Below are 25,073 nucleotides of genomic sequence, written 5' to 3'. Positions count from 1 at the left end.
CGGTCGAAGAACGGCGTGCCGGAAAATCCTCCTGTAGGGAACAGGTTGGTTTGCAGCTCATGCGCTGTTCTGTTCAAGCTGCCCCGCAAGAACAGTGCACCGTATGATCCACTCCGTCCAGTGTGAGGGAGCGGACGCGGATGCGACCTAGGGGAACTCCCTAGTTCCCCTCGATCATCGAGCGAATGCCTCGCCTGGAGGCGATTCCGAGCTTCGCCAGCACATTCCCCATGTGATACTCGACGCCCTTCACCGAGACGAACAGCTTCTGGGCGACCTCCCGGTTCGTCATGCCCTGAGCCGCAAGGTGGGCGACTTCACGTTCCCTGCTGCTCAGCACGGCGAGAGGATCGGCGTTGCGCACCGGGCTGGACGGGCGGCGGGCCTCCTCGAAGAGCTCGATCCACCAGGACCGTTCGATCTGCGAGTTCTCCGGGTCTTCGGCGATCGCCCTGCGGGTGAGGGTGATGACCGTGGCTTTGTCGCCTGCGGCCCGTGCTTCGAGGACGCGCGCGAACATCGCGAGCCGTCGCAGGGACCCGGAACGGAGCGGCTCCGGTCCTGCCTCCGCTTCGGCAAGCCAGGCCTCCGCCGTCGCGCGGTCACCGCGCGCGGCAGGCACAACGGCGGCGATGGCGAACCCCGTCGAGTGCAGCCACGGGTTCTGGACGTCTTCCGCCAGCGAGGCCGCTGCAGCGGCTGCGGTCGCAGCGGCATCCCATTCACCGTTCCTGAACAGGGCGAGGGCGAGCTCGATCCGGCCGTACGGCGCCAGCTCGGGGCGACCCAGGTCGGTGAGCGCGATGCCGGCCTCGAGGTCGGCGATGGCTTCGGCGAGTCGCAGCTGCTGACGTCGGATGAAGCCGCGGGTGAGAAAGAGGATGCCGTGCTCAGCCAGCAGACCGGTCTCGCTCGCCCTGCTGATGAGTGCGTTGATCCGCTTCACGCCGCCAGCTCCGCGACCGGGCTGCCAGGTGGCCAGCGCACGCCAGCACACCGCGTTGCCCTCGATCTCACCGATGTCGAGCGTCGCGCCTTCGCCGAGCTGAGCGGGGTCGGCCCGCAACTCACGGATGTCATCCAGTGCGGCGGCGGCGAAGTGCAGACACCCGTCGAAATCGTCTTCGTTGAGAGCGAGCTGCGCGAGGGTCTCATTCGCCGACGCACGCATCGTGTGCGCCCGAGCGGTGGCGGGCGGCCCGGCCGAGACGGCAGGCAGGAGGTGCTTGCGCGCGGCGACGAGGTCGGCACCGGCGAGGGCGGCGTTACCGAGGAGGACTTCGCGTTCAGGGCCGGCGCTGAGGTTCTCGAAATCACTCACCGCCTGGACGAGGAGCCCGATGCGTCGCGCGGAAAGCGCGTAGATCCCGGCGTCGACGGTGCGACGCTCCGTGTCAGCGGGTCGGGAGCTGAGGGATGCCGCCCACCGCGCGTAGCGGAAGGAACGCTCCACCTCGTGACCGGCGGAGGCGAGGGCTGCTGCTGCGTCGAGTTCCTGGGCAAGTACATCATCGGGCCCGGCCGCGGCGTGGACACGGTGGACGAGTCCCCTGTGACCTCCGATCACCTGCGCCGCCGCTGCGTTGAGTTCGCGCTTCGCCTGCAGGGGCAGGTCACCGACGATGACCGCCCGCACGCGCTGGTGAGGCATCCTCACCCGCGTGTCGTCGCCGGCCAGACAGATCAGCCCGGTGGCGAGAGCTTCGTCGATGTTCGCGGTGTCGAGTCGGTGCCCACCGTAGTTCGCGGCCACCGCGGCCACGTCTGTGATGGTCGACGTGTCGTTGAGAACGGCAACGATCTCCAGCACCGCGCGCGCCTCAGGGCTGAGCCCGTTGAGGGTTTCCCTGGTGATCGCGCGAAAGCCGGGCGCCGCAGGGGGCGTCCCGGAGAGCAACCGGTCGAGCGAGCCGAGCGGGTCGGAACCAGCGAGCGCCTGGTTGAGGATGGTCTGGATATGGAGGGCATTGCCGTCCGTCGCAGCGACGAGTCTGGTGGCCAGACGGCGTGACGCCGGCAACCCGGTGCGCCGCCGGATCAACGCTGACACGTGGTCGACCGTGAGCCCGCCAACCTGGAGCCGCACGCCGCGTTCCTCATCGGCGACCAGGTGCCTGACCCGTTCCAGGAACGCAGTCTCATCGGGCCGTGCGGTGATGAGAATGAGCAGGCGGTCCCGGAAGGAGCGCCTGCCGGCGAACCAGAGCGCCTCAGCCGACCGCTGGTCCATCCATTGTGCATCGTCGATGGTGACGCACGTCGCTCCCTCGCTCGTATCGATCAGCTGGAGCAGGGCCGCTCCCGCCGCCATCGGCGGAACATCAGCGGCGACACCGCCGGCAAGGAGCGGGTCGAGGTCTTCCGGCGCGTCGACGTCGGCGAGCAGCTGGTTGAGTACCCCGTACGGCAGTTCGGTTTCGTTCTCGTCTGCGACGGCTGAGCGCAACGGCCATTGCCGGACGGTGTCCACCACTGCCCGGAGCAGCGCGGTCTTGCCGAATCCGGACTCCCCCTCGATCAGCACGAACTGAGCGCGCCCGGTGCGTACCCTGGCCACCGTGCGGGCAACACCGGCGAGCTGCCTGTCCCGTCCGATCAGGCCCGGGGCAACGGCAGCAGAATCCGGGGGCAGTCGGGTTGCTGGCATCTGACCTTCAGGGTAAGCAGGGGCGCAAGCATCCCGCTATCCCTATTACGGGAAGGCCGAGCCGGTGTTACGGGACCCGGTTCACGCCGTCCGGTCGTCGACATCCGGCGGATGCACCGGGTACCAGCGGCCGCCGTCACGCATCGTCACGGTCCAGGCCAGAGGCTCGGCGACCCGGCGGACGTCACGGACGACGTCGCGGCCGATCCGCCAGGCGACCCCCGCATCGTCAGCGGTGAACCGGACGATGATGCGCGCGGCCCCGCGGACGACGGCGAGATCGGATGCCTCGACGACCGCCCGTGTCGCGGTCGCGTCGGCAGCGAACGGCAGCACCGCCTCCGGCTGCACGCCTGGACGCAGGGCGCCGATCGTCAGGGTCACGCGGAAGGAAGGCATCCGGCAATCGTAGGACGGGCCCGACGCGAGCCGCGAACGCATACAGTGGCACGGTGCCGTTCCCTCCAGCAGATTCCGCTCGCGCGGACACACCAGTCGCGCCGACGGTCATGCAGACCCTGCGCAATCCCCGGGCGTTCAGTGTCGAAGTACTCGCGGGCGTCGTCACCACCCTCGCACTCATCCCCGAGGTCATTTCGTTCTCGGTCATCGCCGGCGTGGATCCCAAGGTCAGCCTCGTGGCATCCGTCGTCCTCGCGATTTCGATGTCGATCCTCGGCGGCCGTCCGGCCATGATCACCGCTGCCGCCGGCGCCGTCGCCCTCGTGGTCGCCCCGCTGGTGAAGGAGCAGGGCGTCGAATACCTGCTGCCTGCAGTGCTCCTCGCCGGGATCATCCAGATCCTGTTCGGCGTCACCGGCCTTGCCCGGCTGATGCGGTTCATCCCCCGGTCGGTCATGATCGGCTTCGTCAACGCCCTCGGCATCCTCATCTTCACGGCGCAGGTGCCCCACCTGCTCGGTGTGCCCTGGCTCGTCTACCCGTTGTTCGCCCTGACAATCCTCATCGTGCTCGTCCTGCCCCGGCTGACCACAGCGATCCCCGCGCCGCTCGTCGCGATCGTCGTGGTCACGGCGATCACGATGATCGCCCATCTCAACGTTCCGACGGTCGGCGACGAGGGTGAGATCGCGGGCGGACTGCCAGGGATCACCCCGCTGCTGGTCCCGCTCAACCTGGAGACACTGGAGATCATCTGGCCGACCGCGCTCAGCGTCGCATTCGTCGGGCTCATGGAGACCCTCCTCACGGCGAAGCTCGTCGACGACATCACCGACACCAGGTCGGCGAAGGGCCGCGAATCGTGGGCGCTCGGCTTCGCCAACATCCTCGCCGGGTTCTACGGCGGTATCGCCGGCTGCGCCATGATCGGCCAGACCGTTGTGAACGTGAAGCTCGGGCGTGCGCGGACGAGGATCTCCACCTTCGTGGCCGGCGTCTTCCTGCTCATCCTCGTCACCGTCCTCAGCGACCTGATGGAACAGATCCCGATGATCGCCCTGGCCGCCGTCATGATGATCGTCGCCATCACCACTGTCAACTGGCACAGCGTCGCACCGTCGACCCTGAGACGGATGCCCGTCCCCGAGACGATCGTCATGCTCACCACGGTTCTCGTGGTCGTGGTCAGTCACAACCTCGCCGTCGGCGTCGCAGCGGGCGTGCTCCTCGCCATGGTGCTGTTCGCGCGCCGCGTGGCGCACGTGGTCCATGTGGATCGCGACGCGTCGGCCGACGGAGCTTCTGTCAGGTACACGGTGACCGGTCCGCTGTTCTTCGGCTCGAGCAACGACCTCGTCGAGCAGTTCTCGTACGGGGTCGACCCCTCCCGGGTGACCGTCGACTTCAGCGCATCGCAGATCTGGGACGCGTCGACCGTCGCCGTGCTCGATTCAGTCGAGTCGAAGTACGCCGCGCACGGCGCGACTGTCGAATTCGTGGGACTCGACGAACGTTCGACCACATTCCATCGCCGGCTGACCGGTCGGCTGGAGTAGCCCCCTGCGGTCGGCTGCTTACCCGCTCACCGTGAACGTGGCTGTCACACCGAACGACAGCCGGAGCGGTGCTCCGAGGGCGGGCCACAGGGCTGTGAGCTGATCGAAACTCAGGGAGTGACCGCGCAACTGCACGTCGACGGTTTGCTCACCCAGCGGCACCAGCAGAACCGGATGCTGTTGCACCACGGCACGCGCTGTCCCGTACGCCCGATGGCTGACGGCGTCGGCGTCCGACGTGTCACCCGCGTTGGCGCTGACCAGGTAGAACAGTTCCGCGATGTTGTGGCTCGATCCGGGTGGCTCCCGTCCGTCCCGGTACCCGGTCAGCTCATCGCGGTAGAGGAACAGGTTCACGGATGCCCCCGACACCCCGTCACGCGCGGCATCCGGTGTGCGGGCGGTCACCTGGAGCTTGGCAGGTGACGCGGCAAGCAGGTCCTGCAGGGCGAGAGTGGTCGAGGCGATCGCCTGACCGTATGAGGAAAGGGCCGGCATAGCGAACTCCGATGTCCGTGGCGGCGTTGTCCGCCTGTGGTCCCGACGCTACTCCGAACGCCGCCCCTCCGGAAGGCGTCGATGACACCCTGCGAGACGCTCCGGCACCCGCGGTCTCAAGCGGACTTCAGCGGAAGCAGGTCACCACCGGTCTGGCAGACCGGGCAGTACTCTGCCGTCGTGCTCGCGAACGAGAACTCGCGGATCATGCCGCCACACACCGGGCACACCTCGCCCGCTTTGCCGTGCACGCGCATGGCGGCGACCTTCGCGGCCTTCAATTCGGAGATCGGGATGCCTCGGCGCGCGTCGACGGCCGCGGTGATGGTTTCGACCGTGCTCTCGAAGAGGCGGTCGAGTTCTTCCGGCGTCAGCGTCGCGGCGTGAACGACCGGCGAGATCTTCGCAGCGTGCAGGATCTCGTCGGAGTATGCGTTGCCGATGCCGGCGATCGACTCCTGCTCCTGCAGCACAGCCTTGACCTGTTTGCGGCGACCTACCATCGCCCGGTCGAAGTCCGCCCGGGCGAACCCGGGTTCCGCTGGGTCAGGGCCGAGTTTCGCGATCGCCGGCACCTCGGCCGGATCGTCGACGATCCAGCAGCCCAGCGACACCCAGTCCCCTGCGTCGGTGAACTCGACGACGTCGCCGTCGTCGAAGGAAAAGGCGATCAACGCGGGAGGGGCATCCGGATCCGTCGGCGAATCACTTCCTCCGTCGGCGTAGCGCGCCCAGCCGTGCCGTCCGAGGGAGACGATGAGGTGCGAGTCGTCGACGGAAATGGCGAGATGCTTGCCGTGGCGTGACACCCCATGCACCCGCTTCCCGACGAGCGACGACGGCGGACGCGTCCGGGTCTTCGTGACACGGAATTCCAGGACGTCGACGCCGGTGATCCCGTGACCGGTAAGCCGTTCACTGAGATCTTCGGCGAGCGCCTGCACCTCTGGAGACTCGGGCATGACGCCAGCTTTGCACGAGCGACCGGCACCCGGGAAGGGCGGGCGGCGGCGGATTCGCGCTATTCGGAGTCGAAGTCGAGTTTCGATTCGGCGACGGCGATGACCGACCAGGTGCCTCCGTCTGCGTCGGTGAACTCGTATGCCGGAACGACCAGCACGCTTCCGTCCGGCTGCCACTGGCTCGCGAGACCGAGTCGGACGCTGACGAATTCGACGTCGTTCACGGGCCAGGAGAGCGATGTTCCGGCTGACGGCGTCGCGGGGGGCGAGCTCGGCGGTACCGGCTGGTCGGATGCTGACACCTGCGGTTCAATGACGTACGGCATGATCGCCATCGCGGCGCCGAACCGTGGATCCGCGAGCCGTTCGAAACCCTCCTGCTGGCTCACCACGGGATACTCGCCGAGCCCGACGACGTCGGCGAGGACTCCGTTCACGCTGACGACGCCGGCCTCAGAGAAGTCCATCGACCAGGCCTGGTCGACGACCTGGCCGTCGACCACGAGCCTCGCCTCTGCCGTCCGCACGGGTGACTCCTCCCACACGTGCGAGGTGAATTCGAAAGCTTCCGGGTCACGGCCCACAGCGACGACGAGCGCGCGAAGTGCCCCAATCGCGGAGGCCTCGTCGGGCGCTGCGCTCGTTTCTTCGCAGGCCTCGCCGGTCTTCTCGCACATCCATGGGTTGTTCTGCGGGTCGTTGTACGAGAAAGAGAGCAGTCCGTCCGGGTTCACCCACAGGCTCGGACCGCTGCCGTCCTGCGGGCCGACGATCCAGACTCCATCTTTCTTTTCGGCTGGTGAGTCGATGCCGAGCGCGGTTGCGAGTGCGGTGACCGTGGCGGCGCCCACTGTGGCACTGGGGTCGAAGGCGTACGCCGCTGCAACACCCTTCCTCGTGCTGAGATCGGGGGCGCTGAAGTGGTTCCGACCGGATCCGTACGGATAGGTCGAAGACATCGACTGTTCGGTCACGGCGCCTCCGCCCGTGGCAGGCTCGCGTCCGTCCTCCGTAATCCCTTCAGGGCTTCCGCCGGTCTGCAGCGAGATCGGCGGGGCAGCCCCGTCGGCGAGGGTGGCACCACCGGTCGTCGCTCCCAAGCCGTACCCGGCCGCACCGACGATCGCGACGGACGCGGCGACGGCAGCGATCGCGATCCAGCGTGGGCGGCGACGGACCCGCTCCGCGGCCAGGTCGGACACGGGAGCCGGCCCCGTCACGGACGAGGCCTCCGGGCTGAGCGTCCTGGCGACGATCTCGTCGGCGAACCCGTCCCTGGGTACGACGTCTCCAGCCGGGTCGGCGGCGCGCAGTCGCGCGATCGGGTCCGTGTCGTCGTCGTGGTTCATGTCCATCAGCCTCCGGAAAGCGGTTCACCTGTGGATATGTGTGCGGCGACCGAAATCTTGCAGCGGTCTAGAACGACATCCGCTCACCCCAGGCATCCCGAAGCCGCTTACGGGCCCGTGAGAGCGCGGCATCCGCTCCTGATCGGGAAATCCCCAGGACGTCGGCGAGTTCCGCTCCGCTGAGACCCTCCCAGGCATGCAGGAACAGGATCTGCCTGTCCCGCTCGCCCACACTCCTGAGCGCGCCCCTGAGTTCTGCGTCGAAGAGCGCGTTCAGTTCCGGATCGGCGTCGACGCGCACAGCACCGGACTCAGGCACCTCGTCGACCGGAAGGTCGAAGGTCTTGCGGCGGTGGTTGGCGAGCGTGAATCCTGCGGTGCGATAGAGCCACGGCAGAACGGCGTCGCGGGGAACATCGTCGCGGCGACGCCACGCGGTGGCGAAGACCTCGGCAGCGAGATCTTCGGCGTCCTGGCGCGGACCACGACGGGCGAAATACCGCACGAGCGCGGTCGAATGCTCACGGACGATCGCCGTGAACCAGTCCGGGTCAGCGGACGCGGCTGGCGGGTCGGCGCTGTCGGGCATCGCCACTCCCTCGGTCACGTCCGCGGCTGCCGCGGTGCTGGCGATCCTCACATCAGAACTATGTCGCGTCCGCCTCGCGTCTTGCACGGGGCGACACACATTTTTCGCCCGGCGTGATGGAGACCTCGAACCGACGCTACTCCGAACGCGGACCGGCCGAAAGGCATCGCAGCACACAGGCACGGGTGCGTATCGTCGGCAACCAGACCACGAAAGGAACACTCATGGATCAGGAATACGACACGGACAACGGTAACGAGACGACTCCCCCGCTTGCCGACCAGGGCCCGAGGGACGGCAGCTACGAGGAAGACAAGAACGAGGCGGCCACCTCGTCATCGCTGGAGGACCCGCCAGACGACGGCTCGACACTCAGCTCATCCGACACGTCGGTCGACGGTGCAGACGACGCCGGGGGGACGAAAGCGTCCGGTCAGACCGGGAACTACAGCGACGCTGGCACGGATGCCGTCGACGAGACGGTGCCTGTCCAGGACTGAGCGATGGCGGACATCCGCCGCAACGCCCTCATCTCCGGGCGGGTACAGGGCGTCGGTTTCCGCTACTGGACGCGCGGCGAAGCCGAACGACTCGGCGTTCGGGGTTGGGTGCGGAACCGGGAGGACGGCAGCGTCGAAGCCGAGCTCGAAGGCGATCCGGCCGCTGTGGACGCGTTGCTGGACTCGCTTCGGTACGGCCCGCCCGGCGCCGTCGTGGACGGAATCGACGTCACCGACCGACCGCCGGGCGGTGATCCGGGCTTCCGGATCGCCCCCGGTGATCGCGGCGGGATGACCGGCTGGTTTCGTCGAGGTTAAGTCGTGAAAATCACCGCTGACAGGTCGTTGACGGCGGCGTAACATGCGAGGAAACCCCGATTTCGACGAAGGGAACCACCATGAACATGGCGATGCAGATGATGGAGTCACACCAGAAGGACATGCCCATGCAGGGCATGGACATGATGATGATGCAGGAGTGTATCGAGGCCTGCTCGGCGTGCGAGCAGGCGTGCACGATGTGCGCGAGCACCATGATGGGCGACGGCATGTCGATGTGCATGAACATGTGCATGAACACCGCAGACATGACGAACACCATGATGCGGATGATGATGCGCCCAGCCGGCATGCACATGGAGAGCATGATGGCGATGCTTCAGGCCACCATGACGATGTGCATGGCGTGCGCCGACGAGTGCATGAGCCACGCAGACATGAGCCCGGACTGCGCGATGTGCGCTGAAACGTGCCGTCAGTGCGCGATGGCCTGCCAGAAGATGATGGACGCGATGAGCGCGATGCCGAAGGGTTAGACCGCTGCGGGCGGTCAGAGGGCCGCAGCCACCAGCACGCTGAGTCGTTCCCGGCCGAACGCCAGCGTCGAATACAGCGAGTGCAGCGCGACCGGCTGTCCGATCGTGAGACCGGCAGGGATCGCATGGGTCCACGCCCACGCGGTTTCGCCCGTGGTGACGAAGGTCACGGCGAGCCAGCCGTCCGAGATCGACGTGACGATGCCGTCGCGCCATTTGCTCGGGGTAGCCGCGGCGATTCGTTCCTGCAAGGGCCGGAGCACGTGGCCGGGGCCGGCCTTGTCGCAACTCTCGCCCACCGCGCTCGAGCACTGCATGACCTGCCCGACTCCTGGTTTGAGATTCGACATCCTGACCTCCTGCCCGATGCTCTGCCGGACGAATTCCGGCGCGTTCATCAACGGTAGGTCGGGTTCCGGGCACTGTCACTCGCGTCCGTCACACGGGGCAACATTCAGGACGCACTGCCACCGGCATCCGTGTCGATGAAGACACGTTTGTATGCGCGCCCGTCCACCAGTTGCACCGTCTCGGCCCTGAGGGTCCCTCGCGTGATCCGCAGGTACACCGCCTGGGCGCTGACTCCCAGCTGTTTCGCCGCCTCGGCCACCGACAGGCCAGGGAGGTCGGTGGGCACACTGCTCGGCCGGGCTGATCGCTTGCGCCCTGCTTCGTGGCGCTCGGCGATCTCGGCATCCGTTCCCTGCCAGCGCCATTTCGCCGCCGCGGGTTTCAACCCGGCGGCCGCTGCGACCTCGTCCCACTCCGACCCGGCGGCGACAGCATCGCGGACGGCCTGCAGCGTTGCAGGGTCCTGCTCGAGCTCGGTGAGGAGGCCACGGATGGCGCGCAGTCTGTCGATCCCACCCGGGGCCGGATCGGCGGCATCTCCGGCCAGGATCCGTTCGATGGCGGCTCGAGTGGAGGCGGTGAGGTACGGCACGGCACCATGCTATCGCCGCCCTCTACGCGTATCCGGATGCAGCGCAAGCCCCTGTGCTCCCCCTGCCGGGTGCGAAAAGATGGGGCACACGCTGAAAAGACGACTGAGGAGCAACCATGAGCCCACGATTCCTGTTCATCGCCGCGATCGCGTTCGGTGCCTATCTGCTCGGGGCCCGGGCAGGCCGCGAACGCTACGACGCCATCAAGGGCAGCGTGACGAAATTCTGGGAAGACCCGACGGTCAAGAAGACCCGCCGCGGAGTCGTCAAGCAGACCAAGAAGGCCGGCCGCGACATATCGAAAGCCCGCAGGTAACACTGCAGACGCCGCGGCGTATGCTTGCCGTCTGATCACGGCAGAACACAGACAACCAGGAGGAACATATGACCGACTCCAACGAACGTGCTGACGAGAACATCAACGCCGCCGCATCCGACGCCCATGAGGCAGTCGACGCGGCCCCCGATGCCCCCGAGGCGCTGAAGGATGCCGCCCACGACGCCGTCGAGAAGGGCGCTGAGGCCGCCGGCCCGCTGGCCGACAAGACCGGGGACCTGGGCAAGGCAGCCGCCGGGGCAGGCGCTACGGTCGCGTCACGCGTCGCAGAGGTGGCCGCGACCCTCGAGGACGCAACCCGCGACGCGTCCGACGTTGCGAGGGATGTCGCAGAGAAGGCGTCAGCCGCTTCGCGCGACGCCGTCGACGCCGCGCGGGAGGCGACGAGTGCTGCGGTGACCGACCTCCAGCGCAAGTACGAAGAACGTCCGGGCACCGTCATCGCCGTCGCCGCCATCGCCGTGGTGGTCGTCATCGGGCTGCTCATCAAGATCGCCAAACGCTGAGAACGACCGAACGCCCCTGGCCCTGCAACCCCGGGGCGTTTTGTCATGTCGCGGGTAGGGTCTGAGGATGGCTCGAAGCATTGCAACCACAACCCCGGCCAGCCGGGACGAAGTCATCGACTTCGTCCGCCCGCGGCACCGGATGATCCTGGCGACCACCCGTTCGAATGGGCGGCCGCAGATGTCACCGGTGACCGGCGGCGTCGATGACCACGGCCGGATCGTGATCTCGACGTATCCGTCGCGGAGCAAGACCCGGAATGCCGTCAGGAACTCGAAAACATCCGTCCTGGTTTTCTCGGATGAGTGGGATGGCCCGTGGGTCCAGCTCGACGGGGACGCCGAGGTGCTCCACATGCCCGAGGCCGCTGACGGCCTCGTCGACTACTTCCGCTGCATCGCCGGGGAACACCCCGACTGGGACGAGTACCGCGAGGCGATGGCCGTGCAGGACAAGTCGCTGATCCGGATCACCCCGGTCAGCTGGGGACCGATCGCGACGGGCGGTTTCCCACCAGACGTCGCGGCGCGGCTTGACGGCAAGTGATGCCAGGCGTCAGTCCTTCTCTCCGGGGATGAGGATCCACAGAACGACATAGATGATGACCTGCGGTCCCGGCAGGATGATGCTGAGCACGGTGAGCACACGGACCAGGGTGGGCGACCAGCCGAAACGGTTGGCGACCGCGAGGCAGACGCCGGCAAAAACCCGGCCGCGCCGGGGTCGGATGAGTTTCATGGCACCAGACTGGCACCACCGCCGAGCGGCCACAATCGGGGTTCCACCTGATTCCCGCTCAGGGTCGTGCCGGTTGCCGAGAGAGTCAGACGAGTTCGAGCGTCGAGTCGACCCGGCTGGAACCACCGTCGGTGACGGTAATGCGCAGCTTGGCGGGGATCTGCTCCTTCATGGCGTCGACGTGGCTGATCAGGCCGATCGTCCGGCCGCCGGAGCGCAGGCTGTCGAGCGTCGACATGGCGATCTCGAGAGTCTCTCCGTCGAGGGATCCGAAGCCTTCGTCGATGAAGAGGGTGTCGAGCGTGATGCCACCGGCCTGGTTGGTGACGACCTCTGCCAGCCCGAGGGCGAGGGCGAGCGAGGCGAGGAAGGTTTCCCCTCCAGAGAGTGAATGCGTTGCGCGGGCCCTGCCCGTGTGTTCGTCGAGGATGGCGAGGCCGAGTCCGGAGCGGGTGTTGCGGTACTGCACCGAATCGTCGTGTTGCAGCGTGTATCGACCACTCGTCATCGTGCGAAGGCGGGCGTTCGCGGCCTGGACGATCTCCTCGAGTTGGGCGGCGAGCACGTAGGTCTCGAGCCGCATCCGCCGGGTGTTGGGCTCGTTGCCTGCGACGGCAGCGGCGAGGGCACGCACCCGGTCGTATTCGTCGCGCAGCCGCGCGGACGCTTCCTGCTCGCCATGCACGCGAGTCACGATCGCGCGCAGTTGCGTGACCCGGTCGGCGAGCAGCCCGGCGGCCTGCAGGGCTTCGTCACGGTGGGCGCTGGTGGCGGCCACTCGCGCGGCAGCCGGTTCGAGGTCGATGGGTTCGGTGGGGGCTGCGGCGAGGTCGGGTTCTGCGAGGGTTGTCCGCGCCGAGGTGAGCGACTGGTCGTATTCGCGAATCCGGGCGTCGAGCGCTGCGATCTCGGCAGGGTCACGCCGGGCGGTGCCGACGGCGGCCTCATCGGCGAACCCGTTCTCGGACAGTTGGCCGGCGAGGACCTCGCCGGATGCGGAGACGGCGCCCTCGCGGACTTCGGCCTGGGTCAGCGCGGCGGCCAGCGCCTTTGCCGAATCGAGGAGAGCCGAGAGGTGGTGCGCCCGATCGGCCACCGAGTCGAACGTCGTGCGGGCTTCGTCGATGCGGGCCTGGGCGGCGTCGAGCCTGCTGCGTGCCGTGGTGAGGTTCTCGGCAGATTCGGTGAGCTCGGCGCGCAGTGAGGCGAGCAGAGGCGAGGCATTCTCGAGGGCTGCCTTCAGTTCGGCCTGGGTCTCCCCGCACTCGGTGACGACGGATGCAGCTGCCTCGGTCTCGAGGAGAGCCGTTGTCGCCTCGATGAGTTCGGCTTCGAGTTCGTCGATCGCTTTGTTGCCCGCTGTGGCATGGGCCTGGGCGAGTTTCGCGACGAGGTCCTGCGCGTGCGTCGTTGCGGTGTCGAGCTCGGCCCGCCTGGCCGCCACGGTGGCACGCGCGGCGTCGATGTCGGCTTCGCTGACGGGGATTCCGTCTGGCTCGGCCGGATGCGGATGCGCCGGCGAACCGCAGACGGCACACGGTTCGTTGTCGATGAGTTCGGTCGCGAGCTCTGCCGCGTAGCCGGCCAGGCGCCTGGCGAAGAGATCGTCCTGGCGCAGGGTCGCCGCGGTCAGTTCGGCGCTGGCATCCTTCTCGGCGAACCGCGCCTCGATGAGCTGGCGGTCGAGGATGACCGCATGTTTGGCTGCGGCGCGGGCAGCGTCGATTCTTGCGACGCGCTCCTTCGCCCTGCCCACCCCTGCTGCCGTCACCCGCGCGATGGCGAGTGCCTCGGCGACGTCGTCGAGTTCTTGGGGCAGGGTGGCGATGAGCGCTTCTGCGTCGGCGAGGGCGGCACGACGCTTCTCGTGGTTCGACTCCTCCCGGACGACGGCCGACCGCAGCCCCGGAAGAGATTTCTCGTCAGTGAGCACCGGGTCGAGGCCGCCGAGCCGTCTGGCAAGGTCGTCGACGACAGGCTCAAGCGCTGCGCTGTCGAGAGGCTCTGAGTCGATCCCGTCGATGGCCTCGGCGTCGGCGGCCAGGGCGAGGAACGCCGTACGGCGTTCGGATGCCACGGACACGGCCCTGTCTCGAGCCGCGATGGCGCCGCGGAGACCGGCTACGTGCGGCCAGACCGATGCCGCCCTGCTGGCGTTCGCGAGAACGATGCGGTCTGCGTCGATGGCCGCGGTCTGCGTTTCGAAGGTGTCGAGGAGCAGGCGGGCGCTGTCGCGACGCAGCTGCAGCCTTCGTTGGTCCTGGAGGGCCCGGTGCTCGGCATCCGCCGCGGTGAATTCGGCGTCTGCCACTGTCGCGGCCTGGGTTGCGGCAGCCTGGGACTCTTCGAGTTCGGCGAGGATCGCATCGAACCAGGCGAGGTCGGGTTCTGCGGGGACCGGCTGTTGCACCAGCCCTGCGGCAACGTCGGCGGAGCCACGGAGCGTGCCTGCCGCCGAGTCGAGAGTGGCGGCGAGGGCCTTGCGCCGCTCGATCAGCTCCAGTTCCACCTGTTCGAAACGACGGGTGCCGAACAGGGTGCGGAGCACAGCCTGCCGGTCGTCATTTCTGGCGAGGAGGAACTCCTGGAACCGGTTCTGAGCGAGAAGGATGACCTGCAGGAACTGGTCCTTCGACAGGCCGAGGACCGTGTCGAGCTCGTTGCCCACGTCGACAGGCCGGGCGGCCAGCCCGTGCCAGCCGCCGTCGCGGAGTTCGAACAGTTCCGCTGTCGTCTTCTGGGTGGTCGTTCCGGTGCCGCGAGCCTTGGGCCGGTCGTATTCGGGGGTGCGCCTGACCCGGTAGGCGACGCCGTTGATGCTGAACTCCAGCTCGACGTAGGTCGGGTCGCCGAGGGCGCAGTAGTCGCTCCGCAGTTTCGGCTGGGTTCCGTCGTAACGGGGCACGCTGCCGTACAGCGCGAAGCAGATGGCGTCGAGCAGGCTCGATTTTCCGGCTCCGGTCTTGCCGGTGATGAGGAAGATGCCGTCATCGTCGAAGCGCTCGAAGTCGATCCGCTGCTCGTCTTTGTATGGGCCGAAGCCGGCGATTGTCAGTCGCTGGATCTTCACGCGTCGACCTCTGCGAGTTCTTTCACGGTCGCAGGCACGTTCTCGGCGAACGGCTCGTCGCAGCGCTCGACGGTGACGAAGACGTCGGCCAGGAGGGTCTTCTCGGCGTCGGTCGGGCCGACGCCGTTGCGGACGTGGGCGAGGAAACCGGAGACGATGTCGAGGTCGGACTGCCCGCGTACCCGGCTGGCATAGCTGGTCTCTGGAGCGTCGGCAGTGACGGCAGGCCGGTGCTCGAGGGTGACGCACCAGGGGAACCGTGCCTGGAGGCGACGCATCCCGTCGAGCGGCCGCACGGTGTCGGTGAGTATCGCCGACAGCCACTGGCCTTCTGCCTCGGCCAGACCGGCATCCGCGAGGATCTCGTCGAGCCGGCCGGTGACCACCCGCAGCGCGCGGGGCACGGGAAGGTCGACCCACTCGACCGAGACGAGGCCGGACGCATCGAGGTCGACGAGCCAGCTGCCGCGAGGCTTCGCTGCCTCGGAGAAGGAGTAGTGGAGCGGTGCGCCGGAGTACCTGACCCGCTCGCTGAGCGTAGACCGACCGTGGATGTGGCCGAGGGCCACGTAGTCAGGGCCATCGAAGACGGACAGCGGCACGTAGTCGATCCCGCCCGCGGTGATGTCGCGTTCGACGTCGCTCGCGGCGCCGTCGTCACCGGCAGAAGCCGCCGCCACGTTCACCGCGAAGCAGTGGGAGATCGCCACGGAGCGCCCGCCTCGCTCGGCACTGTCGGCGCGGATGCGGTCCATCACGAACCTGAGGACCTGCTCGTGGGTGCGCAGTCTGACATCCGGGTAGTGGTGGCGGATGAGGGCAGGCTCGAGGTAGGGGATACCGTAGAAATGCACCGGCCCATGCTCGTCGGCGAGAGTGATCGGCTGGTCGTGCTGGTCGTGCCTGGTGACCACGTGGACGCCGGCCAGGCCGGAGAACCGGGACATGAACCCGAGACGGGTCGCTGAGTCGTGATTGCCGCTCGTGAGGATGACGGATGCTCCAGCCTCACGCAGCGCCACGACCGCGGACTCGAGCACGGTGTAGGCCTCGGCGGCCGGAGTGGCAGAGTCGAAGATGTCGCCGGAGACGACAACGACGTCGACCGCGTGTTCCTTCACCTGTACCGCCAGCGCGGCGAGCACCGTACGCAGGTTCTCGATGGTCGAGTGACCATGGAACGTGCGACCGATGTGCCAGTCGGAGGTGTGCAGGATTCTCATGTCTTCACGGTAACCCGGCCCCCCGACATTGCCCGCGCGCGACGCCGGGGTGCCGCAGGTCGCTTCGCCTGTCGGAAATCAAGCCCCTGCCCGATCCGGGACGAGGCCGGTGCTCTCGTTTAGCCTTGGCCCATGAGCGCAACGGAACTCTGGCTGGTACGGCACGGCGAGTCGACGGCGAATGTCCTCGCCACCCGGGCCCAGCAGACCGCGCAAGAGGTCATCGCCGTCACCCATCGGGATGCGGATGTGCCGCTGTCAGAGGTAGGACTCCGCCAGGCCGAGGCGCTGGGGGTGTGGTTGGCGGCGAACGCCGACGAGTCGTCTCCGGCGTCGATCTGGAGTTCGCCGTACCTGCGCGCGCAGCAGACCATCTCGGTCGCAGTCGACACGGCCGGGCTGGCCCACCGGTTCCGCGTCGACGAGCGTCTCCGCGATCGCGAGCTCGGCATCCTCGACACACTGACTTCTTACGGTGTCGACCGGCGGCTGCCCGAGGAGGCGGCGAGGCGGAGCTGGCTGGGGAAGTTCTATTACCGCCCACCCGGGGGCGAGGCCTGGACCGATGTGGCGCTCCGTCTCCGCTCATTCCTTCGCGACGTCGATTCGTCCGAGCCGTCCGGCCCCGTGCTCATCGCCGCCCACGACGCCGTCGTGCTGATCCTCCTCTACATCTGCCTGGGCTGGTCCGAGAAGGAGCTGCTGGACTTCGCCGCTGCCAACACCGTGCTCAATGCCTCGGTCACCCGGTTGAGCCGGCGGCCGGGAGACCAGGCCTGGACCCTCGAGGTGTTCTCGCACGACGATCACCTCGAGGCGGTCGGCGCCCCGGTGACCCACCACGGAGGAGACACCGATGTCCAGCCCCGCTGAAGCCACGATCGTCACGCCGAACCTGCTGCGCGACTGGCCCCTGCCGGAGACCGGCGACTCGAAGTACGGTCGTGGCCAGGTCGTCGTCGTCGGGGGCGCCAGGCGTTCCCCCGGTGCAACCATGCTCTCCGGTCTCGCGGCGTTACGGGTCGGTGCCGGTCGGCTGACCCTCGCGGTCGCGTCGTCGGTGGCGACAGCGGTCGCCGTGGCGGTTCCTGAGTGCGGAGTCGTCCCGCTCGACGAGACGTCAGACGGACACGTGAGCGGTTCAGCTCTCACGGCCGCCGAGCGTGACCTGTCGGAGGCGGACGCGATCCTCGTCGGGCCAGGACTCGACGATCCGGACGAACTCGAACGGATGCTGTCCGGTCTTGTCTCGCAGGCGGGTGCGGATGCGACCGTGATCCTCGACGCGTTCGCCCTCGGGGTCGCTCCGCGCGTGCCTGCCCTCGTCGACGCGTTCGGCGGCAGGCTCGTGCTCACCCCGAACAAGGAGGAGGCCGCCCGTCTGCTCGAACGTGAACTCGGCGACCTGGCCGACGACGTGGCCGAGATCGCCAGGCGGTACCGCGCAGTGGTCACCTGTTACGACGTGATAGCCCATCCGGACGGCAGGCTCTGGCGAACAGGGACAGGAGGCGGCGGTCTCGCCACATCCGGAAGCGGCGACGTGCTCGCCGGCGCGATCACCGGGCTGTGCGCGAGAGGCGCCTCCCCTGAGCAGGCTGCAGTCTGGGCGACGCACGCTCACGCGGCAGCCGGTGACCGGCTGGCCGTCCCCGTTGGCCCGCTCGGATTCCTTGCCAGCGAACTGCTCGATGAGCTGCCCCGGGTACTCGTCGAAATCGGGACCTGAACCCGCTTCGCTCCCCACAGCGATCGTGTGCAGGCGGGGGTCGGCGGCATCCGTTATCGTCATCGACGGGGAATCGAAGTTTCCTCCCGAAACCGGGAATAGCCTGAACGGCCCCTTCGTTTCTTTTCTCTACGCCCGCTTCTATCGCCATGAGCTGCTCGCACGCTCCGAGGCCCCGAACATCCCACGCGCTGCGCTGCGCCGCACCCACCGAAGGACCTCTCTTGACCCTGCAGGACACCTCACCCAACACCGGCTCTCTCCCCGCGGAGAAGGTCACCAGGACCGGTCCAGTCATCGCGCTGCTGGTCGTCTCGGCGTTCGTCGTCATCCTCAATGAAACGACGATGAACATTGCGCTTCCCCGCATCATGGAGGACCTCGGAGTCACCGCATCAGTCGGCCAGTGGCTCACGACGGGCTTTCTCCTGACCATGGCCATCGTCATCCCGCTGACCGGGTTCCTGCTCGAGAAGTTCACACTGCGGACGGTGTTCTTCGCGGCGATGACTCTCTTCTCGCTAGGCACGCTCGTCAGCGCTGTCGCGCCGGTCTTCGAGGTACTCCTGGCCGGCCGCGTCATCCAGGCGAGTGGCACGGCGATCATGCTGCCGCTGCTGTTCACGACCGTGCTCAACGTCGTCCCCGCGTCGCACCGCGGACGGATGATGGGGGTCATCACCATCGTCATCGCTGTCGCGCCCGCCGTCGGCCCGACCGTGTCAGGAGTAATCCTCTCCACGCTCACGTGGCACGCCATCTTTTGGATCATCCTTCCCATCTCACTGCTCGCTCTCGCGCTCGGTGCCGTGTGGGTCCGGAACGTGACCGAGACTCGTCCCGACGCACGCTTCGACGTCCTGTCCGTGATTCTCTCGGCGTTCGGCTTCGGTGGACTCATCTACGGATTGAGCAGCATCGGTGAAGCTGCGGCCGGCCACGCTCCCGTCCCCGTCTGGGTGCCCCTTGCAATCGGTGGCGTAGCGCTCGTGACGTTCGTCCTGCGTCAGCTCCAGTTGCAGAAGGTGGACGGCGCGCTCCTTGACCTCCGCACCTTCCAGAGCAGGACGTTCAGCCTCGCCGTCGGCCTCGTCACCATCGTGATGGCGTCGCTCTTCGGCTCGCTCATCCTCCTGCCGATCTACCTGCAGCAGGTGCTCGGACTCGACGTGCTCGCCGCGGGACTGATGCTGCTCCCCGGCGGCGTGCTCATGGGTGCCATGGCGCCGGTCGTCGGCAACCTGTTCGACCGGTTCGGACCGACGCCTCTCGTCATCCCTGGCATGGTCATCGCGGCCGGTTCGCTGTGGGGCATGGCCTCCTTCGACCAGGACACCACCGTCGGGTGGATCATCGCCGTACACCTCGCACTGAACCTCGGACTCGGGTTGGTCTTCACCCCGCTCATGACGTCCGCGCTCGGCTCGCTCCCCCGACGCCTGTACCCGCACGGAAGCGCGATCGTCGGTACCGTGCAGCAGGTCGCCGGCGCTGCAGGCACCGCTCTTTTCGTGACGTTGATGACCGTGACCTCCGCTGCGGCGATCAGTGACGGCGTTGACGCACCGCTCGCTCTGACGCAGGGTGTGCACGCCGCGTTCCTCGTCGGTGCGTGCATCGCTTCGGTGGCAGTGATCCTGGCGTTGTTCGTCCGTAAGCCTGCCGACGTGCCGGCAGGGATGCCCGTCGGCCACTAGAGCCTCGAGCCAGATCAGAGTTGCACGGATTCGCGGGTGCGGCTTCCGCTGCACCGATTGGACCGGGCAACTCTCCTTTCAGCGCAGGGTGTAGGTGGACTGGGTGAAGCCGGAGCCGAGATCCTCTGTGCCGGTGAGCACGAGGGGGACGTCGTGGTCCAGACCCCCGAACAGCGGGATCCCTGAGCCGATGAGCACAGGGGCGACACTCACGGTGAGCTCGTCGAGGAGCCCGGCCTGGATGAACTGCTGCACGACGGTTCCGCCGTCGACGTAGACGTGCCTCCGGTTCTCGCTGGCGAGGGTCTCGAGTGCGTCGTCCAATGAGCGGTGCACCGTGGCATCCGGCCAGTCGACACTGTCGAGGGTGGAACTGAGCACGAGCACGCGTTTGCCTGCGTAGGGGTACTCGTCGAAACCGTGAACGATGTCGTAACTGTTGCGGCCGAGAACCATTGAGTCGACGGATGCGAAGAAGTCGTCGTAGCCGGTGTCACCGAGGGACTCACCTCGCCCCAGCAGCCAGTCCAGACCGCCGTCGGGCCTGGCGATGAACCCGTCGAGGCTCATCGCCAGGAATGCGGATGCTTTCAGCGCTGCTGCAGGGGATGTCTCAGTCATGCGGGCACGCTACCACCGGCATCCGACACGAAGAAGGGGTGTCAGGCGGTGGAGCGGGGGCGCAGGATGCAGAACTCGTTGCCTTCCGGATCACGGAGCACCTGCCACTCTTTGCCGTCGTAGATGTCGTTGGCCAAGGTAGCGCCGAACCCCAGCGCATCAGCGATCGCGGTCTCATAGTTCCGGCTGCGCAGGTCGAGGTGCAGCCGGTTCTTGCCCGTTTTGGCCTCCGGCACCCGGAAGAAATCCATCTGCGCGAAGCCGCCGGACGGGTGCAGTTCGACACCGTCCTCGCTTTCGTCGACGACCAGCTCGCCACCGAGAAGGTTCCGCCAGAACGTGGCGAGCGCCATCGGATCGGCGCAGTCGATGGACAGGGCGGCGACGCCGGAGATGGAGTGGGTCATTCCCCCATGAGAGCACCGGGCGTGCGCGTGGTCAACCTGCCCCGATCGGCATACGCTGAAGGGATGTCTCCCGAACTCGCCCACGAACCCGACGCGAACCGGTACACGCTGCGCATCGGCGACGAACTCGTCTGTGTCGCCGACTACTCGATCCGGCCGGGGCAGATCTACTTCACGCACACCTACACGTCGCCGCCGCGTCGCGGGAACGGTTACGCGGCATCCCTCGTCGAGTTCGCGGTCGACGATGTGGCCGCTACCACCGACCTGCGGATCGTGCCGACCTGCTCGTTCGTCGTCGACTGGTTCGAGGACCACCCCGAACGCGCCGACCTGCTCCGCCGCTGACCCTCGGGCTGACGCTGAGCGCTACTGCTGGTGCGGCTCCACCAGCGTGATGAACGCACTGAGCTCGGTGATCCCGGTCGCCGTCACCGGCAGGTAGTCGGTCAGCGCCGGCGAGTAGACGAGGTACGCGGCCCACTTCGCCCGCGAGATCGCGACGTTGAGCCGGTTCTTCAGGATGAGGAACGCCATCCCCCTCGGCACCTCTGACGCAGCGGATGCCGCGAGCGTCACGATCGCGATCGCCGCCTCCTGCCCCTGGAACTTGTCGACGGTGCCGACCCGGATGCGCTCGAATCCTGCGGCGGCGAGGGCATCACGCACGAGCGCGACCTGAGCATTGTACGGCGAGACGACGATGATGTCGTCCTGGTCGAGCGGGTCGCGGTCGCGCGACTCGGTCGGATCCGTCCACGCCCGCCCGATCGCCGACCGGACCAGGTCGACGACCCGGGCCGCCTCCTCGGGGGAGGAGATGGCGTTGCCGGTGTGCTCCACCGGCTCGACGTGCAGCCCCGGTTCGATTCCATCGAGGTGACGGGTGGACGTGACGTCGTGCGCGTGCAGCTCGCCCTCGTACGACAGGCGCGACACCGGTTCGGTGACCGCCGGGTGCATCCGCCTGCTCTCGGCGAGGAAGTAGCCGAGCTCGGCCGGGAGGACGTCGTGACCGTCGCTGACCCAGCCGAGCGCAGAGGTGTCGATCGGCTCGGGATGGAGGCCCTGGCTCACCTGCGGCAATTGTTGTGGATCACCGAGCAGCAGCAGGTTCCTCGCGGCGACGCTGGCCGCGATCGTGAAGGCCAGCGAGTATTGCCCGGCCTCGTCGATGACGAGCAGGTCGAGGGACCGGCGTGGGAATCGCGCCTTGTTGCTGAAATCCCAGGCCGTTCCGCCGAGCACGAACCCGGTGTCGTCGTTCTGCGCGGCGAAGTCGAGGTGTCCGTTCGACGGGAGAGCGGTGAACGGGACGTCGTCGGCATCCGCCCCCGACTTCTGCACCTTGCCGACGAGGTCCGCCGGCAGACCGGCCCTGACCACGGCGCCGAGCAGATTCTCGACGACCGCGTGCGACTGGGCGACGACGCCGATCTTCCAGCCGTGGTCGCGGACGAGGGCGGTGATGACATGCGCGCCGAGGTAGGTCTTGCCGGTGCCAGGGGGGCCCTGCACGGCGAGGTAGGACGCATCGAGGTCGAGGATGCTGGCGATCACGGCGTCGATCCGCTCACCGGTGACCGGCGTCAGCGCCCCGGATCGGGTGCGCGGCGGCGTGCGCCGGAGGATGTCGACGACCGGGTCGCTGGGCCATTCCGGTTGCGCATCGACGATCGCCTGCGCCCACTCCTCGATGGCGGGTTTCTGCTGCCCTGGAGGAGGTGGGGCGGCCGGGGTCAGCGCGATCGGGAGGGTGTCGAACGGCTCGACGCCCGCCTGCAGTCCCTCCTCGATCAGTGCCCCGCGGTCATCGACCTCGAGCACGCGCACGGTACGGCTCGGCCGCGAGCCGGGGTCGCCGATGCTGGCCTCGAAAGGCCCTGGGTGCTCGTACAGAACATATGGGCCTGCTGAATCGCCCGGCTTGGTGCTGCTGCCGGGCGCCCACTTGCCGGTGAGCCTGACCCACCGGCGGTCTGTGCGCTGCTTGCCCTCACGGAACCAGGGCTTCTCGACCGAGGCGCCACCGTCGTCGACGACGAGGACGTCGCGGGTGTCTTCCCAGGTCTGGACATCCTGGATCAGGCGGGCGAAGTGCCCCCACCAGAAGCTCTTCTGTTCGCGCTGGTGGTAGTCGATCGCTGCGGCCGCGAACGCCGCAGCGGTCTGGTCGGCGCTGCGCCCGGCGGCCAGCCGGTCTCCGGCAAGCGCGAGAAGGGCGTAGCGGAGCGGCGACGGCTCGGTCTCGGGCACGGAGTCCTTCGCCTCGTGCAACGTACCGGGACGGATGCCGTGCTCGCGGCCACGTTCGAGCAGCCAGTCCCGGAGGCGCAACGTCGAGACGCAGTCGTAGGTGTTGTAGTCGGCGATCTCGTCGAGCTTGTGCTGCCCTTCGGCGACGTTTCCGTTCGCGATGAGCTCCATGGCATCCGCGTATTCGGTGATCGACGCGGCGGCGTTCGTGACGTCACCGGTGCGCAGCTTGTCACCCATGTACAGAGGCTCGAGCTTCTTGATCGAGTAGGAGCGGGATCCGACCCGCACGCTCTTCTTGACCATCGGGTAGAGGTCGACGAAGACGTTGTCGCGCAGCAACTGGTCGACCTCTTCTTCTCCCTCGCCGTGACGGGCGGCGATCGATGACAGGTGGGTCCGCTCGTATGACGCGTAGTGGTAGATATGCAGGTTCGGGAATGTACGGCGCCGCTCGGCCACGAAGTCGAGGAACCGGCGCAGGGCCACGCGTTCCTCGGCGAATGAATGCGCCCAGAACTCCGTGAACGTCTCGGCGGTGTCGATGAGGCCGAAGAGGTAGTCGAGACCCCAGGACCGTGCGTCGCCTTCGGTGTAGAGCGGATCGCCCTCGAAGTCGAAGAATATGTCGCCTGCGTCCGGTTCGGGTAAAGCGGCAAGTGCCTGCGGGTTGAAGACATTCACAGGGGGCGGCGTGTGGTCGTCGGGGGATGTCGGCCCTTCGAGCTGGAGTTTCGCCTGAAGCCGCAGCCCCGCGAGCGTCGTGCCACCGATCCCGTCGACGTCGGCCGTCGAGTCGGCGAGCTCTTCGATCGTCGTGATGCCCACGGCGGCGAGCCTCGCCCGCTGCGTCACGCGCATGCCCCCGACGAGGAGGACGTCGCGGGCAGCCTGGATCTCGGCTTCGCAGGTTTCGCAGCGACCGCAGATCGCATACCGGGGGTCACGCCATGCGACGGCGACCGTGTCGGCGAACCTCTCGGAGACGATCCGCTGCAGCCGCTGCTCCCGCTTGAGATAGACCGGGAGGATGTCACTGACCCGGTGTTCGCTCGTCATTCCGTTGCCGAGGAGCAGCTGCACGGTGTCGGCAGGCTCGACCCCCATCTTGCGCAGCTGCTGTACGTACGCGGCGAGCTGGAGGAGGGCGGTGACCTTGGCGGATCGGGCGAGCTTGGTGTCCTGGACCAGATAGCGTCCGTCTGGCTGGCGCACGATGAAGTCCGCGAAGCCGACGAAGCTGCCGTCGAAGAACGTCGCCTGGAACACCACGTCGGATTCGCTCGCGAACGCCTGCTCGGTGGCGGCGACGGCGGCCGCGAGCGTCTCGCGGGTCAGCTCATCCGGGCGCTCGATCAGGGCGACCTGCTCGCCGAAGTCGTGCCGGTAGGCGCCGAGGACGCGGGCCTCGTGCTCGTCTCCGAGTCGACCGGTGCGGGCGAGCATGTCGTCGACGACCTCGTCGACGCGCTCCGCCCGCCCCAGCTTGGCGTCGAGTTTGCGGAGGAAGGCGAACTCGCACTTCGACGCGGTGGTGAGGTCGCTCGCACTGGTGACGAGCGAACCTCGTTCGAGCGAGTCGTCGAGAAAGAACACGGGACCTCCGATGGTGACAGTCCGAGGCTAGCGGCAGCATCCGACAGTCGAGGCGAGAGCACGGACCCCTTCCCGGAGTCCTCCGCCAGGCGTACCGTTGAACCATGAACACGCGCGATAACGGTGTCGTGGAAGCGACGGAGACGACTCACCCGATGCGGCGCGGCCAGCCGGCCGACGGCATCCCTGACGGGTCCGGATCCGACGGGCACCCCGACACCGACAACGACACGGCGTCAGGCGGCCCCGCCCTCTGAAGGCTTGTAGCACACCAGAGCGGATGTCACACCGCTCTATCGCCGACGCCCCCGGGCCGCGTAGCGTGGGGCCATGACCGACAACGAGCAGACCGATCACCCGAAGCCCCGCGACCGTTCGCACCACGACGAGACGGAAAACCGCCCCGGGCAGTCAGCCGATGGCATCCCGGACGGCTCGGGCACGAACACCGGCTCCAACGACGACACCGCCGAGGACACTGCCTCGGGCGGCCCCGCGGACTAGCCCCTGCCACTGTCGAGAGCGCAGCGGTCCCTGGAGGCAGCGGCGCCAGCCGCTGACCGAAGGGACCGGTCCTTCGAGGGCAGCGGCGCCAATTCTTCCGGTTTTCGCGCCACCACGGCACTCTCG

The 25,073-nt window shown here is 67.7% G+C and carries 27 protein-coding genes; 13 read left to right on the top strand and 14 right to left on the bottom strand.

Annotated features, from left to right (window positions below):
• Window positions 1-160: 160 nt before the first annotated feature.
• Together AC1M2K_RS07680 and AC1M2K_RS07675 are read right to left on the bottom strand one after the other, a co-directional pair.
• Window positions 161-2,647, bottom strand: a complete 2,487-nt coding sequence (locus AC1M2K_RS07680; protein ID WP_480240509.1) for a helix-turn-helix transcriptional regulator — start codon at window positions 2,645-2,647, stop codon at window positions 161-163.
• 81 nt (window positions 2,648-2,728) lie between these two features.
• A complete protein-coding gene (locus tag AC1M2K_RS07675) occupies window positions 2,729-3,046 on the bottom strand; it encodes a hypothetical protein (RefSeq protein WP_480240508.1) in 318 nt (105 codons plus the stop codon).
• 110 nt (window positions 3,047-3,156) lie between these two features.
• On the opposite strand from AC1M2K_RS07675, the gene AC1M2K_RS07670 reads away from it, so the two are divergent.
• The gene (locus tag AC1M2K_RS07670) at window positions 3,157-4,605 is read left to right on the top strand and encodes a SulP family inorganic anion transporter (protein ID WP_480240819.1); all 1,449 of its coding nucleotides are present in this window, start codon (window positions 3,157-3,159) and stop codon (window positions 4,603-4,605) included.
• An 18-nt stretch (window positions 4,606-4,623) separates the two neighbouring features.
• On the opposite strand, the gene AC1M2K_RS07665 is transcribed toward AC1M2K_RS07670, so the two are convergent.
• The 4 genes from AC1M2K_RS07665 to AC1M2K_RS07650 form a co-directional block, all read right to left on the bottom strand.
• Window positions 4,624-5,103, bottom strand: a complete 480-nt coding sequence (locus AC1M2K_RS07665; RefSeq protein WP_480240507.1) for a Pvc16 family protein — start codon at window positions 5,101-5,103, stop codon at window positions 4,624-4,626.
• Window positions 5,104-5,219: 116 nt separating this feature from the next.
• Window positions 5,220-6,065 carry an Fpg/Nei family DNA glycosylase gene (locus AC1M2K_RS07660; RefSeq protein ID WP_480240506.1) on the bottom strand — a complete coding sequence of 282 codons (846 nt, stop codon included), beginning with the start codon at window positions 6,063-6,065 and terminating at the stop codon, window positions 5,220-5,222.
• Between the two features lie 59 nt (window positions 6,066-6,124).
• A complete protein-coding gene (locus tag AC1M2K_RS07655) occupies window positions 6,125-7,414 on the bottom strand; it encodes a hypothetical protein (protein WP_480240505.1) in 1,290 nt (429 codons plus the stop codon).
• A gap of 67 nt (window positions 7,415-7,481) precedes the next feature.
• Window positions 7,482-8,054, bottom strand: coding sequence for an RNA polymerase sigma factor (locus AC1M2K_RS07650; protein ID WP_480240504.1), 573 nt, complete (start codon window positions 8,052-8,054; stop codon window positions 7,482-7,484).
• Between the two features lie 173 nt (window positions 8,055-8,227).
• On the opposite strand from AC1M2K_RS07650, the gene AC1M2K_RS07645 reads away from it, so the two are divergent.
• The 3 genes from AC1M2K_RS07645 to AC1M2K_RS07635 all read left to right on the top strand — a co-directional run bounded on the left by AC1M2K_RS07645 (window position 8,228) and on the right by AC1M2K_RS07635 (window position 9,318).
• On the top strand, window positions 8,228-8,503 hold the full coding sequence (locus AC1M2K_RS07645; RefSeq protein ID WP_480240503.1) for a hypothetical protein: 276 nt from the start codon (window positions 8,228-8,230) through the stop codon (window positions 8,501-8,503).
• Window positions 8,504-8,506: 3 nt separating this feature from the next.
• Window positions 8,507-8,821, top strand: a complete 315-nt coding sequence (locus AC1M2K_RS07640) for an acylphosphatase (protein ID WP_480240502.1) — start codon at window positions 8,507-8,509, stop codon at window positions 8,819-8,821.
• Window positions 8,822-8,901: 80 nt separating this feature from the next.
• On the top strand, window positions 8,902-9,318 hold the full coding sequence (locus tag AC1M2K_RS07635) for a four-helix bundle copper-binding protein (protein ID WP_480240501.1): 417 nt from the start codon (window positions 8,902-8,904) through the stop codon (window positions 9,316-9,318).
• A gap of 14 nt (window positions 9,319-9,332) precedes the next feature.
• Here AC1M2K_RS07635 and AC1M2K_RS07630 read toward each other — a convergent pair whose 3' ends face one another.
• Window positions 9,333-9,668, bottom strand: coding sequence for a hypothetical protein (locus AC1M2K_RS07630; RefSeq protein WP_480238627.1), 336 nt, complete (start codon window positions 9,666-9,668; stop codon window positions 9,333-9,335).
• 104 nt (window positions 9,669-9,772) lie between these two features.
• Window positions 9,773-10,261, bottom strand: a complete 489-nt coding sequence (locus AC1M2K_RS07625; protein WP_480240500.1) for a hypothetical protein — start codon at window positions 10,259-10,261, stop codon at window positions 9,773-9,775.
• Between the two features lie 116 nt (window positions 10,262-10,377).
• On the opposite strand from AC1M2K_RS07625, the gene AC1M2K_RS07620 reads away from it, so the two are divergent.
• The 3 genes from AC1M2K_RS07620 to AC1M2K_RS07610 all read left to right on the top strand — a co-directional run bounded on the left by AC1M2K_RS07620 (window position 10,378) and on the right by AC1M2K_RS07610 (window position 11,652).
• Window positions 10,378-10,578 carry a hypothetical protein gene (locus AC1M2K_RS07620; RefSeq protein WP_480240499.1) on the top strand — a complete coding sequence of 67 codons (201 nt, stop codon included), beginning with the start codon at window positions 10,378-10,380 and terminating at the stop codon, window positions 10,576-10,578.
• Between the two features lie 68 nt (window positions 10,579-10,646).
• Entirely contained in the window at window positions 10,647-11,105 is a 459-nt protein-coding gene (locus AC1M2K_RS07615) for a hypothetical protein (protein ID WP_480240498.1), read from the top strand.
• 67 nt (window positions 11,106-11,172) lie between these two features.
• Complete coding sequence (locus AC1M2K_RS07610) at window positions 11,173-11,652, top strand: PPOX class F420-dependent oxidoreductase (RefSeq protein WP_480240497.1); 480 nt, start codon at window positions 11,173-11,175, stop codon at window positions 11,650-11,652.
• 9 nt (window positions 11,653-11,661) lie between these two features.
• Here the strand turns inward: AC1M2K_RS07610 and AC1M2K_RS07605 are convergent, their stop codons facing one another.
• The 3 genes from AC1M2K_RS07605 to AC1M2K_RS07595 form a co-directional block, all read right to left on the bottom strand.
• Window positions 11,662-11,844 carry a PspC domain-containing protein gene (locus AC1M2K_RS07605; RefSeq protein WP_480240496.1) on the bottom strand — a complete coding sequence of 61 codons (183 nt, stop codon included), beginning with the start codon at window positions 11,842-11,844 and terminating at the stop codon, window positions 11,662-11,664.
• Window positions 11,845-11,929: 85 nt separating this feature from the next.
• A complete protein-coding gene (locus tag AC1M2K_RS07600; protein WP_480240495.1) occupies window positions 11,930-14,914 on the bottom strand; it encodes an AAA family ATPase in 2,985 nt (994 codons plus the stop codon).
• Window positions 14,911-16,137 carry an exonuclease SbcCD subunit D gene (locus AC1M2K_RS07595; RefSeq protein ID WP_480240494.1) on the bottom strand — a complete coding sequence of 409 codons (1,227 nt, stop codon included), beginning with the start codon at window positions 16,135-16,137 and terminating at the stop codon, window positions 14,911-14,913. Before AC1M2K_RS07595 ends, AC1M2K_RS07600 begins: the two co-directional genes overlap by 4 nt.
• A gap of 132 nt (window positions 16,138-16,269) precedes the next feature.
• Between AC1M2K_RS07595 and AC1M2K_RS07590 the strand changes: the two genes are divergently transcribed.
• The 3 genes from AC1M2K_RS07590 to AC1M2K_RS07580 all read left to right on the top strand — a co-directional run bounded on the left by AC1M2K_RS07590 (window position 16,270) and on the right by AC1M2K_RS07580 (window position 19,563).
• Window positions 16,270-17,010, top strand: a complete 741-nt coding sequence (locus tag AC1M2K_RS07590; protein WP_480240493.1) for a histidine phosphatase family protein — start codon at window positions 16,270-16,272, stop codon at window positions 17,008-17,010.
• The gene (locus AC1M2K_RS07585; protein WP_480240492.1) at window positions 16,994-17,866 is read left to right on the top strand and encodes an NAD(P)H-hydrate dehydratase; all 873 of its coding nucleotides are present in this window, start codon (window positions 16,994-16,996) and stop codon (window positions 17,864-17,866) included. The genes AC1M2K_RS07590 and AC1M2K_RS07585 overlap by 17 nt, the downstream gene beginning before the upstream one ends.
• 224 nt (window positions 17,867-18,090) lie before the next feature.
• A complete protein-coding gene (locus AC1M2K_RS07580; RefSeq protein ID WP_480240491.1) occupies window positions 18,091-19,563 on the top strand; it encodes an MDR family MFS transporter in 1,473 nt (490 codons plus the stop codon).
• 78 nt (window positions 19,564-19,641) lie between these two features.
• Here the strand turns inward: AC1M2K_RS07580 and AC1M2K_RS07575 are convergent, their stop codons facing one another.
• Together AC1M2K_RS07575 and AC1M2K_RS07570 are read right to left on the bottom strand one after the other, a co-directional pair.
• On the bottom strand, window positions 19,642-20,184 hold the full coding sequence (locus tag AC1M2K_RS07575; protein WP_480240490.1) for a dihydrofolate reductase family protein: 543 nt from the start codon (window positions 20,182-20,184) through the stop codon (window positions 19,642-19,644).
• 41 nt (window positions 20,185-20,225) lie between these two features.
• Window positions 20,226-20,591 carry a VOC family protein gene (locus tag AC1M2K_RS07570; RefSeq protein ID WP_480238639.1) on the bottom strand — a complete coding sequence of 122 codons (366 nt, stop codon included), beginning with the start codon at window positions 20,589-20,591 and terminating at the stop codon, window positions 20,226-20,228.
• A 63-nt stretch (window positions 20,592-20,654) separates the two neighbouring features.
• On the opposite strand from AC1M2K_RS07570, the gene AC1M2K_RS07565 reads away from it, so the two are divergent.
• A complete protein-coding gene (locus AC1M2K_RS07565; protein ID WP_480238640.1) occupies window positions 20,655-20,939 on the top strand; it encodes a GNAT family N-acetyltransferase in 285 nt (94 codons plus the stop codon).
• Window positions 20,940-20,960: 21 nt separating this feature from the next.
• On the opposite strand, the gene AC1M2K_RS07560 is transcribed toward AC1M2K_RS07565, so the two are convergent.
• Window positions 20,961-24,443 carry a TM0106 family RecB-like putative nuclease gene (locus tag AC1M2K_RS07560; protein ID WP_480240489.1) on the bottom strand — a complete coding sequence of 1,161 codons (3,483 nt, stop codon included), beginning with the start codon at window positions 24,441-24,443 and terminating at the stop codon, window positions 20,961-20,963.
• A gap of 104 nt (window positions 24,444-24,547) precedes the next feature.
• On the opposite strand from AC1M2K_RS07560, the gene AC1M2K_RS07555 reads away from it, so the two are divergent.
• Together AC1M2K_RS07555 and AC1M2K_RS07550 are read left to right on the top strand one after the other, a co-directional pair.
• Window positions 24,548-24,700, top strand: coding sequence for a hypothetical protein (locus AC1M2K_RS07555; RefSeq protein WP_480238642.1), 153 nt, complete (start codon window positions 24,548-24,550; stop codon window positions 24,698-24,700).
• A 73-nt stretch (window positions 24,701-24,773) separates the two neighbouring features.
• A complete protein-coding gene (locus AC1M2K_RS07550; protein WP_480238643.1) occupies window positions 24,774-24,947 on the top strand; it encodes a hypothetical protein in 174 nt (57 codons plus the stop codon).
• Window positions 24,948-25,073: the final 126 nt, after the last annotated feature.

The sequence above is a fragment of the Mycetocola sp. Y171 genome (assembly GCF_056713165.1).
Note: the sequence above shows the minus strand (reverse complement) of the source record. Positions and strands in the feature narration are given on the sequence as shown.